Origin of the sequence: uncultured Eudoraea sp. (assembly GCF_947258925.1) — a bacterium.
Taxonomy (GTDB): domain Bacteria; phylum Bacteroidota; class Bacteroidia; order Flavobacteriales; family Flavobacteriaceae; genus Eudoraea.
In genome coordinates this window covers 1-17,400 of sequence record NZ_CAMYKG010000031.1, presented here as the reverse complement: position 1 = coordinate 17,400, position 17,400 = coordinate 1, and the positions used below count along the sequence as shown (strand labels likewise).

The following is a 17,400-nucleotide window of genomic DNA, read 5'->3' as shown; positions in this document are numbered from 1 at the left end:
ACCGTCTTTAAGTGCTGTTAATTCCTTGTTAGAAATCCCAGGTAACGAAGCCATCTTTAAAGACATTGTAAATATAGTCGGCTTCAAATAACAGAATAAATATCAGATAGGCGACCAGGAAAATGGGGGTCCACACTATAGCTCTTCTCAATGAACTTTTTTCATCACGTAAATGCATAAAATCCCATGCAATATAGTATGCTTTAACAAGCGTAAGGATTATAAATATCCAATTCAGAAGTTTCATGCCCAGGAAACTATTTACAACCAGAATATGTGGTTTGGATATTCCCAGTGCTACTTCCACAGCAGTTACAATGGAAAGGAATACTAATACACCCCAAATTTTTTGAGTGTTGGATTTAAATTTCAATAAACCTCTAAAAATTTCCAGCTTATGTTCGTGTGCCATTCTAAATTATGTTGTTGTAATTATAATAACTCTCTTAAACCAATATTCTTTTAGACCAGATAGAAAAATGTAAAAACAAATACCCATACCAAATCTACAAAATGCCAATATAGTCCAACTTTTTCAACCATTTCATAATGCCCTCTTCTTTCATAGGTACCCAGAATAATATTAAAGAAGATAATGATATTAATGACTACACCTGAAAATACGTGGAAGCCGTGGAAGCCGGTTATAAAGAAAAAGAAATCGGCAAAAAGTCTGCTTCCATATTCGTTTCTTATTAGGTTAGCCCCTTCGACTACTAATTTTCCATCTTTAATTTTAGCCAAAGATTGTTCTCTGGTCAAAAGTGTTTTTTCACCTTCAGAATTGATCGTTTCTGTTCTGATCAGAATATTTGGATTTGATTTTAATCCTTCTGTAACTTCATTCAGGGAATAAGAGGGAAGTGCTTCTCCTTTATAAAACCAAACCCCATTCCTCATTTCATGATCAACACGTTCGGAGGGTATGGTCTTAGCAAAATCTGCTAAAGCAGCTCTTTCTCCCGTATCTGCCTGTACAAATTGTAAAATTCTTCCACCTCTTGTTTCTATGGCACCGTAGTCTCCCTTTATGAACGTTGCCCATTCCCAGGCTTGAGAACCAACGAAGATAGCCCCGCCAATTATGGTCAGGAACATGTAGATAATTGCCTTATTTTTCATCATCTTGTGACCAGCATCAACGGCAAGTACCATAGTCACGGAGGACATAATCAAAATAAACGTCATAAATGCAACATAGTACATCGGGAAATTCCCATGAAAAAACGGAACGTGTGTAAATACCTCATCCGCTATTGGCCATGTTTCGATAAATTTAAATCTGGAAAAACCATAAGAGGCCAAAAATCCAGAGAATGTCAAAGCATCAGAAACAATGAAGAACCACATCATTAGTTTTCCATAACTTGCTCCCAGCGGTTGATTTCCCCCGCCCCAAACGCTTTCTTCTGTACTCGTTGTTACCGTAGAATCCATAAAAAAATTTATCGTGTTATAAGAATAATCGCAAATTTACATTTTTTTTAACTATACAAAAGCCGAATTATAAAGGAATCAGGTTTTGCCAACATTTATTACTTGAAAAAATAAAAAAATAATATCAGATAGACCCATAAAAGATCTAAAAAATGCCAAAAAGTTGCTCCCAGTTCAACACCTAACATGTTTTTATCTGAGTATTTATTTGCCAGGTTATTATATAAAACGACCAAAAGCGAGATGAGGCCTGCAATAACATGAACGATATGTACAGCAGCTATTAAAAAAATATAGGACATTGTAATATTACTGGTTGGTCCTGTAAAGTAGTACCCCTGGCTAATCAGCTGCGAGAATCCCGAAAACTGAATTAAAATAAATGCAATACCAAGCAATAAGGTAATGAATAACCATTTGGTTCCTAAACTGCTATTGTTAGATTTGATTGCCTTTTTTGCAAGAATATAGGTACCACTGCTAATAATTATAATTAGCGTACTATATAAAAATGCTGTGGGAATTTCAAAGTCTTTTAGCCAATCTTTACGGGAACTACTTACAATATAAGCGCTGGTCCATCCCGCAAAACCCATAATTAAACTAGCTATCCCAAACCAAAGCATCATCTTCTTCGCCCTGTCCTTCTTTTCTTTATCAGTTCCTTCTGTAAGATCCATATAACCTATATAAATTTATCAATAACATAAACCAACTGCATAAGTGTAATATAACTTACACTGATATACATTAGCTTTTTCGCCGATTTATTATCTTGTTCTTCATATAACCTGACCGCATAAAATAACATTACCAATCCCATAATTAGAATTATCACAGCCGCCGGAATTGACAGGTGTAATCTCCCTGTTATTCCAAAAGCCGGAATTACCGAGATAATTATCATCCAAATGGTATACATGATTATCTGAACCGCCGTTCCCCTGTCCTTTTTGCCAGTTGGCAACATTTTAAAACCTCCTTTTTGATAATCATCATCCAACATCCAGGCTAATGACCAAAAATGAGGGAACTGCCAGAAAAATTGTATCATAAAAAGCGTACCCGGTTCAATTCCGAAATCATCCGTTGCAGCAACCCAGCCCAGCATAAATGGAATTGCTCCTGGAATGGCCCCTACAAATACCGATAAAGGCGTTTTTGTTTTTAAGGGCGTATACACGCTGGTATACAGGAATATGGATATAGCGCCAAACATAGCCGTTTTCGGGTTCAGTATATACAAGCTTACTACCCCCAAAATTGTCATTATAATAGCCAGAGTCAGCGCCTTATTGCCAGACATCCTGCCAGCAGGAATTGGCCTGTTTCTTGTTCTGTTCATTAAGGCATCGAGATCTTTTTCAATGACCTGATTAAAAGCATTTGAAGCACCTACCATACAATACCCGCCAAAGGCTAAAAGAAGAATGGCGGCAGGGTTCACTTCATAAGCACCTAAAAGATAGCCTGCCAAGGATGAAAAGACGACGCTAAGTGCGAGACGCGACTTAGTAATCTCCTTAAAATCAGCGAAGGTCAATATACTTTTTGAATTGCTTGCCGTTTCAACAGCCATCTTCATTTGTATTCCTTAATGTGGTGAGTGCGAAGCAAAATGATCGCTTAAATTAGCTGGCAAAGATAAGGCCCATTAAATTTTCCTGCAACGAAATAGGTTTGTTTATGCTATCTTTAAGAGTGCTACTCATATAAAATACACAACTATGGTCTTTTATAAAATGAAAGTTACGTTAATCATACTTATTTGTGCCATTTGCCCTCTAATGGTATCTGCACAAGAGAAGGATGTGGTCATAAGCGTTGACAAGCTCTCAAATGATGTTTATATGCTAACAGGGCAAGGCGGGAACATAGGGGTTTATGTTGGGCAGAAAAACGTTTTTATGATAGATGATCAATTTGATCGTCTTAGCGGTAAGATAAAAGCTACTATTGATTCCTTAACGGATAAGCCCATTGCTTTTCTGTTTAATACGCACATGCATGGCGACCATACCGGCGGAAATGCCAAGTTCAATAATGATCTTACCACAATAGTAGCGCATGACAATGTAAGGAAACGAGTCATGATCAACCAACAAAAAAAGTTGGATAACAAAGATATTACGGAGTTATATTATACCAAAATGTTACCTGAAGTTACCTTTTCAGAGGATATTACTTTTTATGACGGAGAGGAAACTATTATGGCATTTCATGTTCATAATGCCCATACGGACGGTGATGCTATGGTCTATTTTGTAAACAATGATGTTCTGCATATGGGAGATACTTATTTTGCAGGGCGGTATCCGTATATAGATTTGAATAGCGGTGGTAGTTTAAAGGGATATATTAACGCACATAAAAAGGCTCTAATGGTTATTGGTGACGAGACCAAAATAATACCCGGTCATGGCCGGCCCTCATCAAAGCAAGAACTTGAAAATTATGTTTCCATGTTAGAAGATTTGATGACCAAAATTCTGGCAGCTATTAAAGCCGGTAAAAATCTTGAAGAAGTAAAGGCAGACTCCCTTATAAGTGCAGCATATGATGCCACTCACGGTACTGGCTATATTAAACCTGAAGCTATGCGGGAAATTTTTTATAAAAGCCTGGTAAACCAATAAAAGCGAAAAATAAAAAAACCCTGATGCCTTACGATCAGGGTTTTACTTTTTATTTAAGTTTTTACTTACTGTAATTTAAATGTAATAGGAATACTAAAAGGAACTCTCACCGCTCTTCCTCTTTGTTTACCCGGAGTCATTTTAGGAAGTTTTTCTATAATCCTCAGGGCTTCTTTTTCCAGGTTTTTGTCCGGACCCCTGTATCTGATATTTCCAATGCTTCCATCCTTCTGAATCGTAAACATAACATTTACTCTTCCCTGTACACCCATTTCCTGAGCAATTTCAGGGTAACGAAAGTTTTTACGAATATGCTTTTGCATCATTTCGTTAAAGCAGGCCCTTTTATCACTAGCCCCTTCACAACCCGGGAAAATTGGCACATCTTCAATTACTGCAAAAGGTACATCAACGTCTTCTTCCATTTCGTCCACATCAACGTCTTCTATTTCAATTACTTCTTCTTCCTGGCTAGTTTCTGTTGATTCAATTACAGTTTCTTCAACCTCTTCCTCATCTTCTACAACTTCAATTACTTCAGGTGCAGCAGGCGGTGGTGGTGGTGGTGGAGTTTTAATCTGTTCAGTCATGGGAACTTCCTCATCCAAATTATCCTCAACATTTAATGAAATATCGTATTCATTAGTCTTATCGTAAGTTTTCCATTCAAAAGCTGCCCATACGATTGCCATGACAACTGCGAGCCCTAAAACAAAATAGAGACTGCTATTTCTTCTCAAATCGGCTTTTGGATTCTTTTTTAGTTCCATAATCTTTATTTTTAGTAGTCGCTAATTTAACTATTAATTTACTTAAAAAACAACTAATTTTTCCATTTTAACGGCGTTTTACCAGAAAAAAGGATAATTATCAAGCCTGCTCCACAAAAAGCACCAAGACTATTTGCAAGAACATCAAATAATTCCCCACTCCTGTTTTGGGTAAATACACTTTGAATTACTTCAATAACTATACCATAAACAACCGCAAAAATTGTAGCCAATAATGCTGCTTTTAAAGGGTTTAGAAGTCCTTTGCTATTTTCCTTTAAGAATAGGGAGCCTAGGATTGCCGCCACAAAATAGAATATGAAATGAACGACCTTATCCAGATGAGGTATGTTTAATCCTCCGGTATCCAAATCTTCAAACGAGCTTAGACTTAGAAAAGTTATAATTGCTATCCAGATGCTAAAGCCAATTGTAAACCTATAATCTTTAAGCACCAATTAGCTCTTTATACTCCGTCTCTCCCAGCAGGCTGTCTATCTCAGAAGTATCACTTATCTTAATTTTTATCATCCAACCCTCACCATAGGGATCTGAATTTACTTTTTCGGGCTCATCCTCAAGTAATTCATTTAATTCTATGATCTCACCGCTTAGGGGCAGAAAAAGATCAGAAACGGTCTTTACGGCCTCAACAGTGCCAAAAACCTCATCCTTACCTAAAGTTTCATCCAGGGTCTCCACTTCAACATAAACGATATCGCCCAGTTCTCCCTGAGCAAAATCGGTGATCCCTACAGTGGCAATATCCCCGTCAATCCTTATCCATTCATGATCTTTTGTATACTTTAATTCGGATGGTATATTCATTTTTAACGTTTTGTTTTGCCCGCAAATGTAGTTGATAATCTGAAGGTTTTCAAAAAAAGTAGGTAAGATAAAAGGTGAAATACCAAATTATATGGACCAGAAATTAAAAGATATCCCATAAATGTGCAAGAGCATCTTTAGTTTCCGAAATTGTATCGGATGGTAAACCCTGTATTTATCGTTGTTGTAGGAAATGCTGTAGAAACGGCAAATTGCGAGAATGAATAATCAAAAAAGAATAGCGCGTTCAGATTTTTATTGAGTGCATAATCAGCTGTGAATTTACCGGATAACAAATTTTGTCCGGATGTGATCTGATTATTATCAAGGTTCAGATTCCTGATAATTGTGATGTTATCTCTTAAGGTAAAATCTGCCTTTAGATTTAAATCGCCTTTTAATCGCTGTTTCTTTCCACCTATATTTGTGACAAACTTTACATCTTTAAAACGGTATCCGAGTCCCACCGTATAGTTCTCACCATTAATCTCGGTAAGTAAATTATTGTCGAAGCTAAAAGAATATGCCCTGTCAGTTCCTACTTCGGCCAGGACACTAAGTGAATTTTGCATTTCAAAATCTACCCGAATCAGAGGATTGAACTGATCTGTAAGCGTAACGTTGTTGATAATATTCTCCGGAAGCAGATCCTGGGTATCCGGATTGATTGCAGGGAGATCGTCATTAATTAGCTGAGATCTTTCTAAATTGGTTTGGAAATTATTAATACTATATGCGGCACGATATCCATGACTTAATGAGAATCGTTTAAATTTCTTTTTAAAAGATTTAATTCGCATTAGTCCTGTGTATTTAATATTCCAGTTGGGGATGGGAATCTCTCTGAAAGCATCCAGATTGACTCTATTCACATCTTGTCCGCTATATGCGGCAATAAAGGCAGGCAATAATACATCCTGGCTGGTTGGACCATATCTTAATGGATATCCATTCTCATCGACCCCTTCATCAGGACTCGACCTGTCTGAAAATAATCTGTTTGCAATAACAAGCCTGTTATCTTTAAAAGTTTCAAAATTCTTTGATTCAAATTCATCACTTTTACTGAAATTAGTACCAATCATTATGGTTGAAATACTAAAATTTCCGAAAGTATTCGGTGCCTGTGAAATATACTCTCCCCCTTGAATCTCAAAATTCTCTTGCAGACTGCTGGAAATTTGCCTGTCAGCTAATATATCAATTGTCAAATCCCTTACCGGTTGAGCCGTTGCGGTAATATTCAGTTGCTTATTGGTTCGTTTTATAAACTGTTCATTAAACTCATTATAAGGTGTTAGCCATCCTTTGCGGGCTGCTTCAAAGCGCACATCGGCCTGACTTCCAAACACAAATCCAAAGGTTGGCCTTGTTGTTCCAATAAATCCTATTGATTGGGTGTATCCAGGTAAAACTGTTCCATTATTCTCTCTATAATTTACATTGATACGTTTTACCATGGTTACAATATCAATTACGGTATTTATACCACCACTGCGTTTCTTCTTGGGTTTCTCTTCCCCGGTTGCAGGATTGCCTGCTTTATCCTTCCTGACGGGTGTATTTGCGGCAGTTCCTTTTGTATCTCTTCTTTTTAGCCCTATTTGATCATAAAAACGTTGCATGCTTAGTGCTGCAGTGATCGTATGTGTATTGGCATTCTGTATAGTATTGATTACGGCATTAGGATCTCCAAGGGCATCCTGAACCACTTCATTAACTGCATCTCCTCCACGTTGCCAATCAAAATTACTGGTGTATGTATATTGTGCATTTATGAAATCGAGAATTGGAATCTTATTTAATGGAATATCGTAATTTAATTGAAACTGTTGCGAATGCCTGTTAGGTTCTCCCGTATCAAAAAATCCATTCCAGAGATTCAGGTCTTTATTAATATCTGAATTAGGATTCCCGGGTTCCTCAAAATAATTACGGACTATACTATTATTGGCAGTAGTAATATTAAGCCTTAATGATTTGGACAGGCTATAATTAAGTGCATATTGCCAATTAAACAGATAATTCCGCTGTTGTAGTAATGGCAATGGAAGCTTATCTACTCCCGGTTCCAATACATCTCTAAAACGCTGTTGATTGAATTGACGGTTTATATCTGACTGCACCGATAAGCTGGTTGGCAACAAATTAAAATTAATGTCTTTTAACAACTTCAAATAACTTCCGGTAAACAAGGAATCGTTCTTTTCAAATGGTGCCACTGAGGCAGGTTTAAAATTATAATTATAAACAAATCCTGTTTTTACATTCTGCTCCCTTAAACTGGCTACTTCAAAATCCCTGTGATCTGTTTCATTATAAGAGTAATTAAACGTGAAATTTTCAATATCATAAACATGTGGTTTTGCTTCCGGACCTCGATTTTTCCGCACACCTATGAAATTGATACTTGTCCTTTTCGTATAGTCTTCAGCCTGTTCAAGAATTTCTTCTCTCTCATCCTGTGTGTCCGCTGCATCAATCCTGTCCTTAAGTTTTAAATCGTCATAAACCGGATCAAATTCAGGAGTTATTATTTGTTCCGCAATACCATAATTAAAAGGTATTTGAACGTTCCATTTTTTTGGCAGAAGCTGTCCGATTGAGACGTTTGTCACTAAATCATAGGCTACTGCGTCCTCCCTTGAACGTTCATTTGGTCTTTGATCCACAGAGCCAAATCCCGGTGTACTTTTATTTCCGGTAGCTGTAACATTTGCAAAATCTGCAAGATTTGCATCAACCGCTGCCACTGCTGCCCAACCACCTTTATTATCAAGGCCTGCCATCCGTAATTCGTTAAACCAAACTTCACCACGGGCCGGAAGATTATCTATATTTTTTATCCCCAACATAGCGCTTCGCAGCGTACCCAATGAAGGGTTTCCTCTAATACCATATCGGATCTGCCCGGGTGCTCTGGGAGCAAATTCATCAACAGAAACAACTTCACCATCCACGATTTCATAAAAACTCAAATCACTCAGGGATTGATCTGCAATACCCTGTGATTTAATCTTGGTAAGATCACTAAGTGCAATATCCATTTCATTAATGGCAGGCCAAATTTCCTCAGGGGTTGTGGATCCGAATGGTGTAAATTCCAAAGGGATTTCTATTTGATAAAAATTTTCAGAGAAGTCGGTACCTATTCTCAGGAATGCTACCAATGGCACATCGTCATCCAAATAATCGGAGTCCACTATTTTTTCGGCATGTAAAAACATCTTCAATCTTTTGTACTGTCTGATATCGATATTTACATTTTTAAACACACCTCGTGAATCCTGAGCTTCAAGATTATCCACTTTAAAAGATAATGACTGCTCATTCTGACGTATAATAGTATTGTTATTATTCAATTGTTCTCTTTGGACACCGGGAGGCAATACATAGGGAATTGGTGTTCTGGAACTATTCTCTTCCACATTCACGGTATTTACATCTACAATTGTCGCATCATCGGATGGTTCATCATTGTCAGACGAAAGGGTTTTGGTATAATTTCTCCAATCGATTCGAACAAGATCCATCGTTGCAAAACGCAGAACAACGGGATCTGTAAAGCCTGTAAGATACATCCGCATAAAACTGATTGACCTAAAATCTGAGATTCCTCCTACCGCATTCGTAAAATTACTCAATGGTATTTTGTACTGAATCCATCGGCGATTTAATTGAGTCCCATTAGGCAGATCGGGGGTACTTCCTTCCGTAATATCAGTAACATAAGGATCATTAATAGTGGTATTTGGTTTTATTTCTATACGGTACTCATAATAGCTATTGATCGTATTCATGGTAAGGTCCCTATTCACATCTTCTACGTCAGGTAAAGTTGTGGAACCCCTATTTGTATCGGTCACGGCAACCGGTGAATTTCCTTGCGGGTTATTGAAGTCAATATATCGCTCTAAAATCCCACCTTCCCTGTTTAAATAGTATTGAAAGTTATCAAGGGCCGGATCCTCAGCTGGTCCATTATACCCCTGGGCAGCTTCAAGGCTATCATCAAGGCCGTCAAAACCAATATCCTGTAAAGAGCGATTGGTTTCACTAGCGTCAAAAGCATAGACAAGGGATTGGGTAGATGGAACTACCCCCCATGGTGTTGGTGTTGTCAGATCATTACTGTTGAGACCCGGTAATCCATTTTCATATTGTTTACGACCATCGTTCAGGATATCTTCAGAGATATTACCTAAATTAACTACCAATTCGCCGGGACCTGTAGCAATACCATCCACGTATGGGTCCATGACCCAGAATTGAACAAACTCAACATTCGATTGCTCAAAATTTGTACTGCTCAATGAGCGCATCATACCTGCCCATCTTTCGTTTGGCTGGAGGCCATTAAAATTTGTACTGGCATTATATGGCCCTTTTTGATCTGGATAATATGCCATATCCAATGTATTCTGAACCGTAGTCTGTCCCTGAGCGATATCTACCTGAGGAAATATTTCATCAATAAAGACCCTACGCGTTTCATTTGTAGAAATATCGTCATCGTTAATCCCCGAAGGTCGCTGGTTCGTATAAAAAATAGGGTCTATAGTATACCATGCCATTTTAGCTCTTTCAAAGCCGGTTTCAAGATCGGGTTCTCCAATAACTTTAAATTCTTCAGGCGTACTTGCCAGGGACCATCCCAGGGAAGAACGTATATCAATAAGTGCCTGCGCACCTTCAAAATCATCTAAATATGTGGTGGTTTCTCCCTGAAAATCAGCATTTTTAGGAGAGTTGGGATTAAGATAAGCAGCTTCTCCACGCACTGAGACATTAGATGGAACATCTGTATCTATATTAGGCAATTTATTTACCAATCTGGTTAAAAAAGGAACCTCTGTTGAAAAATTAGCGTTTATGCCAAAAATACTGTTGTTGACAGGCTCAACACCATAATTCGATTTCTGTGTCAGGGGCCTTTCATTAAGGTTTTGAAAAGTTCCACCCACAAGAAAATTCTCATTGAACTGATGTGCCACATTAAATCCGGTAAATCTCCTTGTTTGCTGACCAAATACAGCATTGTTTTCTACAGAAATATCAATGGGCGTATTTGAAGCCTGTAAACTGGGATCTAATATCTGAACTGTACCGGCTTGATAATTAACCGTATAATCAATGCCTTCCTGTAATTGTCTTCCTCCTGCAGAGACACGTACAGATCCCCGGGGTACATTAAACGCTCCAATTGGTATACCACTAGACCCTTCAGATTTATAACGCCCTTTGAGCTTAAACCTGTTTTTCTCAGCATCTTGTAAGGAGGCTGCCTTTGTGAGCGCGTACATATTTCTGAAAACATACTTTTGCTGGTTTTCGTTGTACCCCTGATCATCGTCTACATCGTATGTACCTCCACCCAATACATCGAATAAAAATTCTCCAAATGGTTCCACTTTTGTAAACAGAATTAGTCCATTCTGGGTTTTTACCGTAATCCCCGGTACAAAATCGAAGAAACCATCACCACCTCTCTGAACATCATTGAAAGCATTCAAACGATCCAGATTAAAGACATCCAGAAGAATTCGATCTTCTAAAGGGCCATCCGGAGAACTTTCATCGGGCCATCCGGATCCGGGACCTTCAACAACAGGAGTAATATAATTCCTGGGTGTTGGATCTGAATATAGAATATTGAATTTAAACCCTTCCTGGCTCAATTGAAAAGCACCGGTAGCGTAAATATTTTTCATCATCAAATCCCAGATTGGGTCACTCACATTGGTAATATTACTCTTAAGTAATTTCAGAATAAGGGTATTATTACTGACCTGAGGAACTTCTATGCCGGGACTTACAGTGGTTGCATCTATTGAGCCATTGGCAAATTCTCCAACCTGATATATTTCGCCATCATAGGTATACTGAAATGCTACAGCTAATACCTCGTCATTACTTAAACGTTGGTTCAATGAAATATAACCCAATTGAGAATCAAACTGATAATCCCTGCCCGATTCCAGTTTTCTGGCATTTTCTAAAATCGCATAGTCAAATCCCTGATTTACCTGGTAACCCGTGTTTATATCAAAACCATCATCTACCGTAGCGATATCTCTTATTGAAGAATTTAAAACTCCCCCATTATCGATTAATTGGGGATCATAATCATTGGCATTATTCCTTGGTAAATCCTGATTTGAAGCGGCGGTGTTAAAAAATCCTGCGGGTTCACCATTGGCCAGTCCAATCCTGGTTTTTTCCTTAAGGGCCTCACCTAAATCCTGTATGGCAACAATGTTTCTAACATTAAGCGTTTGCTGACCTCTATTTGTAACCCAAACTTCGAGACGGGTTATTTGAACCTGACTTTTAATAAAGGGATAGTTCGTTAAAGCGCCATCATATTCATCCCTGAAATATTGGGCAAGAAAAAAATGTTTATCCTCATCATAGTCCAAAGCGGACAATTCAAAATCATTTAAGGTACCCCCGCCTTGCGCAACAACCGAGCTATTTTGCGATTGCTGCTCTGAAAACACAGCAGTAATTGTAGTTCTTCCAAACTGCAACTGGGTTTTAACACCAAAGAGGCTTTGCGCCCCTCTGATTAATGAGCTGTTCAGAGGAAAGCTAACATTACCAACCTCAATTTTTCTTATGATATCATCTTCTGTAGGGGTATAGTCTAATTTTATTAAATTCTGAAAATCGAAAGTTGCTTCAGTATCATAATTCGCAGTTACCTGCAAACGTTCACCGATTTTTCCGAGCAAGCTCAAACTAATACGCTGATCAAAATCAAAGGAAAGATTTGTCCGGTTTCTAGGTGAAAGTGCCGGATTATCATTTTTTTGCCAAATAACACCCAGGTCCATAGCAACAGATCCCTGGGGAATTACTTCAATTGTATTTCCACCAAATATGGTTTCAAAAAAACCGCTATTTACATAAAAATTAGGGAGCAGGTTTTTTCGCGCTTCTTCGGAGCCTGCCTTTTTTCCGGAGAACGCATCTATTTTTTCTTTAAAATAGGACTTCATGCCTTCTTGCTGCACGAGATCCAGATATTGCTGAGGGGTAAGTATAATAGGGTAGCTGATATCAAAATCACCTACCATTTCGGAATAGATATACCTGTCGAGCTTAGGATCATAAGTATATTTAGAAACAATACTATTTGGGTTTTCGAGCAAGATTTTACCCAGGGCAAATCCGGTTTTAACCGAATCAATCTGCACAGAATCCGCTTCCTGTTCATTAGTTTCCTGAGCCCGCATTGAATTCACAACTCCCAGGAAAATGAAGGAAAGTAAAAAAAGCTTAAATGAAAATGATTTAAGAATTGATTTTGCCCCTGTTTTCAAACTTATTTACAAATTTTTAAGCGCGCGTTTAATAATGTCCTCTACGCTTAGAGTGGGGTCCTAACCTCTAAAGCAGATAACGCTTCTTCTTTATTTGTATTGTTTGAATTTGGTGAAACTTCGTCAATATCATAGATTTTTAAAACCTTGTCTTTTAGGTCTAAAATAACCCGTTGTGCTGTTTTAGCACCTATCCCCTTGACTGCCTGAATTGTAAGAACATCCCCACAGGCAATTGCATTACGAATTTGAATGGGTGTAAGCGAAGAAAGCATTGTTCTCGCGATACTCGATCCAATTCCTGAAACAGACAGCAATAACCTGAATATTTCTCTTTCAGAATTTTCAGCAAATCCATAAAGGGTATGAGAGTCTTCTTTTATTTGTAAATGTGTGTATAGTTGGATACTTTCCGAATCGGATATTTTTGAAAAAGTGTGAAGGGAAATGTTCACAAAGTATCCTACTCCGGCACATTCAATTACCACGTATGTGGGGGTTTTTTCTACAAGCCTACCTTTTAAATGGGTAATCATTTACTCTTGAATTAATTATTTAATTCGAATCGCTGGACAATTCCATTTTTGCCTTCTTCCTTTTCTCTCGCTCCTGGGCATCTATAACTGCCACGGCAGTCATATTAACCATCTCTTCCACGCTTGCGCCTAATTGTAGTACATGCACAGCTTTCCTGAGGCCCAGCATAATTGGCCCAATTGATTCTGCAGCATGAAGCTCTTTAAGTAATTTATAGGTAATATTTGCAGATTCAAGATTAGGAAAAATTAATGTATTTACTTTTTTACCTCCAAGTGTGGAAAAAGGAAACAGAGTTTTACGAAGCTTTTTATTGAGTGCAAAATCGGTTTGAATTTCTCCATCTACTATTAATTGAGGGTTTCTTTCATGTAATAGTTTTATAGCTTCTCTTACTTTAACGGCATGTGGATGGCTGGAAGACCCAAAATTAGAATATGAAAGAAGCGCCAAAACAGGATCAAATCCAAAGGCAAGACCCAGATTAGCTGTCATCTGAGTTATCTCAGCTAATTCTTCAGCATTGGGATCAATATTTATAGATGTGTCTGAAAGGATTAATGGGCCTCTTTGGGTAATCATTATATGAGCTGTTGCGGCCCTTGAAACATTATTTGCCTTACCAATGACTTCAAAAATTGGTTTTACCACATTGGCATATGCCCTTGAATGACCGGAAATCATGCCATCTGCATCACCTTCAACAACCATCATTGCCCCATAATAATTACGTTCCCGCATTTTAGTAGTGGCTCCGTAGAGTGTTACCCCGCTTCTTTTTCTGGCTTCAAAAAATTTAGCAGCATAGGTATTTCTCTTTGCTTCAGAATCTTCATCCTTAGGATCAATTATCATTACATTGGCATCAAACTCCAATTCCTTTTTTAATTCTGTAATAACCTCTTTATTACCCAATAAGATAGGAATTGCAATGCCTTCTTCATGAACAATTTGGGCAGTTTTTAAAACATCTAAATGATTCGCTTCCGCAAAAACGATCTTCTTAGGATTATTTTTGGCCCTATTCATCAGAAGACGCATCACCTTATTGTCATCTCCTGATCGCTTTAAAAGTTCTTCTTTATACCTGTCCCAGTCCTCAATAGGATCTTTGGCAACTCCACTTTCCATGGCAGCTTTAGCGACAGCCGGAGGTATTTCAGCTATAAGTCTGGGATCAAATGGTTTTGGAATTATATAGTCCTTACCAAAAGTTAACCTGGTCTCACCATATGCTATATTTACTTGTTCTGGCACGGGTTGTTTAGCCAATTCAGATAAAGCTGTGACGGCAGCCATTTTCATGGCTTCATTAATTTTAGTTGCCCTGACATCCAATGCACCACGAAATATGAAAGGAAAGCCCAAAACATTATTCACCTGATTCGGATGATCAGATCTGCCGGTAGCCATAATAACATCGTCTCTTGTACTACAAGCCAGTTTGTAATTTATTTCAGGATCGGGATTGGCCATAGCGAAGACAATTGGATTTTTTGCCATAGAATTAAGCATTTCCGGAGACAGGATGTCAGCAATAGAGAGTCCTATAAAAACATCGGCGTCTTTAATTGCTTCGCCCAATGTATTTATCTTTCTCTTTGTAGCAAATTCGCGTTTTTCTTTGGAGAGGTTCTCCGCATCCTCGCGGATTACACCTTTGCTATCCAGCATTACAATGTTAGCTGCCAGGGCTCCAAAAGCTTTATAAAGCCTGGTGCATGAAACTGCAGCCGCACCGGCCCCACTAACAACGATTTTCACTTTATCTATTTTCTTATTGGCAATTTCCAGTGCGTTTAACAAGGCAGCGGCAGAAATTATTGCTGTTCCATGCTGATCATCGTGCATTACAGGAATATCAAGCTCTTCTTTTAATCTGCGTTCAATTTCAAAAGCCTCAGGAGCTTTAATGTCTTCCAGATTTATCCCGCCAAAAGTGGGTGCGATTATCTTTACGGTTTCTACAAATTTATCTACGTCTTTGGTATCCAGTTCTATATCAATACCGTCTATGTCTGCAAAAATTTTAAAAAGTAAACTTTTACCTTCCATGACAGGCTTGGACGCTTCAGGTCCAATATCTCCAAGCCCTAAGACCGCTGTGCCGTTGGAAATAACAGCTACAATATTTCCTTTGGCAGTGTATTTATAGACATTCTCTTTATCCTTTTTTATTTCCAGGCAGGGTTCTGCAACCCCCGGTGAGTATGCAAGAGCCAGATCGCGTTGGGTTGCATAAGGTTTTGTAGGAACAATTTTAATTTTACCGGGGCTGGGCTTAGCATGATAGATTAATGCCTCTCTTCTTTTCTTTTCTTCGGACATGGATACAATTTGATTATCAAATTTAAGAGTATTTCTTTGGATACAAACATATCTTTCAATACAATTAAAATTACTTCATTCTATAGATGATGCTTTTGAAGTCTTCATTAATTTGTGTAGAACTAAAGATATATCAATCCATAGAGGATATGGAGTAATTGAGTTTTTTGATTTCGGGTATTACCTTATGACTGGTGTTTTTCAGCAGTTACATTTAAACGCAATGCCAAAATTGCGGCAATAATAAAGAAAGTGCCTGCAAAAAGCATTGCATTAATAGCATTGCTACCCAAGAAGTTTTTAAAGATTGTTCCGAATGTAAGGGTTTCAATTCCCATTGGAATTACAATCATCATATTCAAAATACCCATATATACACCTCGCCTATCCTGAGGCACAATTTTAGAGACCATGGTATACGGAATACCCATCATAGCCGCCCAACCTATGCCGAAAAATACCATCGGAAACAGGACATAAATTGGATCTGTGATAAATGGTATTGTCATTAAGGCCAGCCCAGTACCGAACAAGCTCGCTGCATAAATTTTCTTTCCTCCATACTTCATTGTCAAGGGAACCAAGGCTAAAGCAACAAAAACGGTTGCAATATTGTAAGTGGTACTCATTTTTGCAGATTGAGCAGCGGCGGATGAGAGATCATATCCCATAGTTTTCATAAACAAGGGTGTTATAAACTGCCAATAAACAAATAACGCATACCATTGGAAAAGATATACGGCTGAGAGCTTCCACATAAACTTGGGCATTTCCTTAACGGCATTAGCAATTTCAATAAATGGCAATTTAAAACGTTCTGCAAAAGGCAATTTCTTATGCGCATTGATTACCTCAAGTTCTTCATCGCTTGGAGGAATTTCCGGGGTTTTGAGAACAGACCATAAAATAGTTGTTACAGACAAAACCGAACCTATAAAGAAGGAATAATACAACCATTTAGGAATCGAACCTGCTACCTCTGAACCAGCATCTCCACCAAACCAATCCTGGAACAAGAAAATAGAGGCATTGGCAAGTACTATACCTGCACCAACAAAAAGACTCTGCATTTGATAACCTAAACTCAGTTGTCTACGAGGCAACTTGTCGCCTACAAAGGCTCTGTAAGGTTCCATCGCCATGTTGTTGCCTACATCTAAAATCCAAAGTAACCCAACAGCAAACCATAGTGCCGGACTTAAAGGAAATGCAAACAAGCACAAACTTCCAATTATAGCCCCAATTAGAAAAAATGGTTTTCTCCGGCCCCACCGTGGCGACCAAGTTTTATCAGAAATAGCCCCTACAAGAGGTTGAATGATTAAACCAGTAACCGGACCGGCAATATTTAAAATTGGCAGCATATCTTCAGGTGCCCCTAAAAAAAGAAAAATAGGATTGATCGCACTCTGTTGTAACCCAAAACTGAATTGGATACCGAGAAAACCGACGTTCATATTGAATATTTGCCAAAAACTTAACTCGGGTTTCATAATCTTCATAGTACTCGCTGTGTAGATAAAACAAATTTAATTTTAT

General features: G+C 38.1%; 11 protein-coding genes and 1 pseudogene. 1 reads left to right on the top strand and 11 read right to left on the bottom strand.

All coding sequences use genetic code 11. The features are described from left to right. Nucleotides 1–28: 28 nt before the first annotated feature. The 4 genes from Q0X77_RS11440 to cyoE form a co-directional block, all read right to left on the bottom strand. The gene (locus Q0X77_RS11440) at nt 29–412 is read right to left on the bottom strand and encodes a cytochrome C oxidase subunit IV family protein (RefSeq protein WP_297797446.1); all 384 of its coding nucleotides are present in this window, start codon (nt 410–412) and stop codon (nt 29–31) included. Nucleotides 413–462: 50 nt separating this feature from the next. Continuing rightward, nucleotides 463–1,437: a cytochrome c oxidase subunit 3 gene (locus Q0X77_RS11435; protein ID WP_297797444.1), complete on the bottom strand. Its 975-nt coding sequence runs from the start codon at nt 1,435–1,437 to the stop codon at nt 463–465. Nucleotides 1,438–1,535: 98 nt separating this feature from the next. Then, entirely contained in the window at nt 1,536–2,117 is a 582-nt protein-coding gene (locus Q0X77_RS11430; RefSeq protein ID WP_297797442.1) for a cytochrome c oxidase subunit 3, read from the bottom strand. A gap of 5 nt (nt 2,118–2,122) precedes the next feature. Next, nucleotides 2,123–3,022 carry a heme o synthase gene (cyoE, locus tag Q0X77_RS11425; RefSeq protein WP_297797440.1) on the bottom strand — a complete coding sequence of 300 codons (900 nt, stop codon included), beginning with the start codon at nt 3,020–3,022 and terminating at the stop codon, nt 2,123–2,125. A gap of 142 nt (nt 3,023–3,164) precedes the next feature. On the opposite strand from cyoE, the gene Q0X77_RS11420 reads away from it, so the two are divergent. Next, a complete protein-coding gene (locus tag Q0X77_RS11420) occupies nt 3,165–4,073 on the top strand; it encodes an MBL fold metallo-hydrolase (RefSeq protein ID WP_297797439.1) in 909 nt (302 codons plus the stop codon). A gap of 65 nt (nt 4,074–4,138) precedes the next feature. Here Q0X77_RS11420 and Q0X77_RS11415 read toward each other — a convergent pair whose 3' ends face one another. The 7 genes and pseudogenes from Q0X77_RS11415 to Q0X77_RS11385 form a co-directional block, all read right to left on the bottom strand. Next, entirely contained in the window at nt 4,139–4,843 is a 705-nt protein-coding gene (locus Q0X77_RS11415) for an energy transducer TonB (RefSeq protein ID WP_297797437.1), read from the bottom strand. Nucleotides 4,844–4,896: 53 nt separating this feature from the next. Continuing rightward, a complete protein-coding gene (locus Q0X77_RS11410; protein ID WP_297797435.1) occupies nt 4,897–5,298 on the bottom strand; it encodes a VanZ family protein in 402 nt (133 codons plus the stop codon). After that, on the bottom strand, nt 5,291–5,671 hold the full coding sequence (gene gcvH / locus Q0X77_RS11405; protein ID WP_297797433.1) for a glycine cleavage system protein GcvH: 381 nt from the start codon (nt 5,669–5,671) through the stop codon (nt 5,291–5,293). Before gcvH ends, Q0X77_RS11410 begins: the two co-directional genes overlap by 8 nt. Before the next feature lie 137 nt (nt 5,672–5,808). Then, nucleotides 5,809–12,996 (bottom strand): cell surface protein SprA, encoded by a 7,188-nt coding sequence (gene sprA / locus Q0X77_RS11400; RefSeq protein WP_297797431.1) that lies wholly within the window; start codon nt 12,994–12,996, stop codon nt 5,809–5,811. A gap of 6 nt (nt 12,997–13,002) precedes the next feature. Next, nucleotides 13,003–13,532 (bottom strand): annotated as a pseudogene (gene ruvA, locus Q0X77_RS11395) (Holliday junction branch migration protein RuvA). 19 nt (nt 13,533–13,551) lie between these two features. Then, entirely contained in the window at nt 13,552–15,861 is a 2,310-nt protein-coding gene (locus Q0X77_RS11390; protein ID WP_297797429.1) for an NADP-dependent malic enzyme, read from the bottom strand. 185 nt (nt 15,862–16,046) lie between these two features. Beyond that, entirely contained in the window at nt 16,047–17,363 is a 1,317-nt protein-coding gene (locus tag Q0X77_RS11385) for an MFS transporter (protein WP_297797427.1), read from the bottom strand. Nucleotides 17,364–17,400: the final 37 nt, after the last annotated feature.

Bases quoted from the DNA above. Each gene is read 5' to 3' on its own strand.
- Q0X77_RS11440 (WP_297797446.1), bottom strand. From the start codon at position 412: ATGGCACACGAACATAAGCTGGAAATTTTTAGAGGTTTATTGAAATTT.
- Q0X77_RS11435 (WP_297797444.1), bottom strand. From the start codon at position 1,437: ATGGATTCTACGGTAACAACGAGTACAGAAGAAAGCGTTTGGGGCGGG.
- Q0X77_RS11430 (WP_297797442.1), bottom strand. From the start codon at position 2,117: ATGGATCTTACAGAAGGAACTGATAAAGAAAAGAAGGACAGGGCGAAG.
- cyoE (WP_297797440.1), bottom strand. From the start codon at position 3,022: ATGAAGATGGCTGTTGAAACGGCAAGCAATTCAAAAAGTATATTGACC.
- Q0X77_RS11420 (WP_297797439.1), top strand. From the start codon at position 3,165: ATGGTCTTTTATAAAATGAAAGTTACGTTAATCATACTTATTTGTGCC.
- Q0X77_RS11415 (WP_297797437.1), bottom strand. From the start codon at position 4,843: ATGGAACTAAAAAAGAATCCAAAAGCCGATTTGAGAAGAAATAGCAGT.
- gcvH (WP_297797433.1), bottom strand. From the start codon at position 5,671: ATGAATATACCATCCGAATTAAAGTATACAAAAGATCATGAATGGATA.
- Q0X77_RS11390 (WP_297797429.1), bottom strand. From the start codon at position 15,861: ATGTCCGAAGAAAAGAAAAGAAGAGAGGCATTAATCTATCATGCTAAG.
- Q0X77_RS11385 (WP_297797427.1), bottom strand. From the start codon at position 17,363: ATGAAGATTATGAAACCCGAGTTAAGTTTTTGGCAAATATTCAATATG.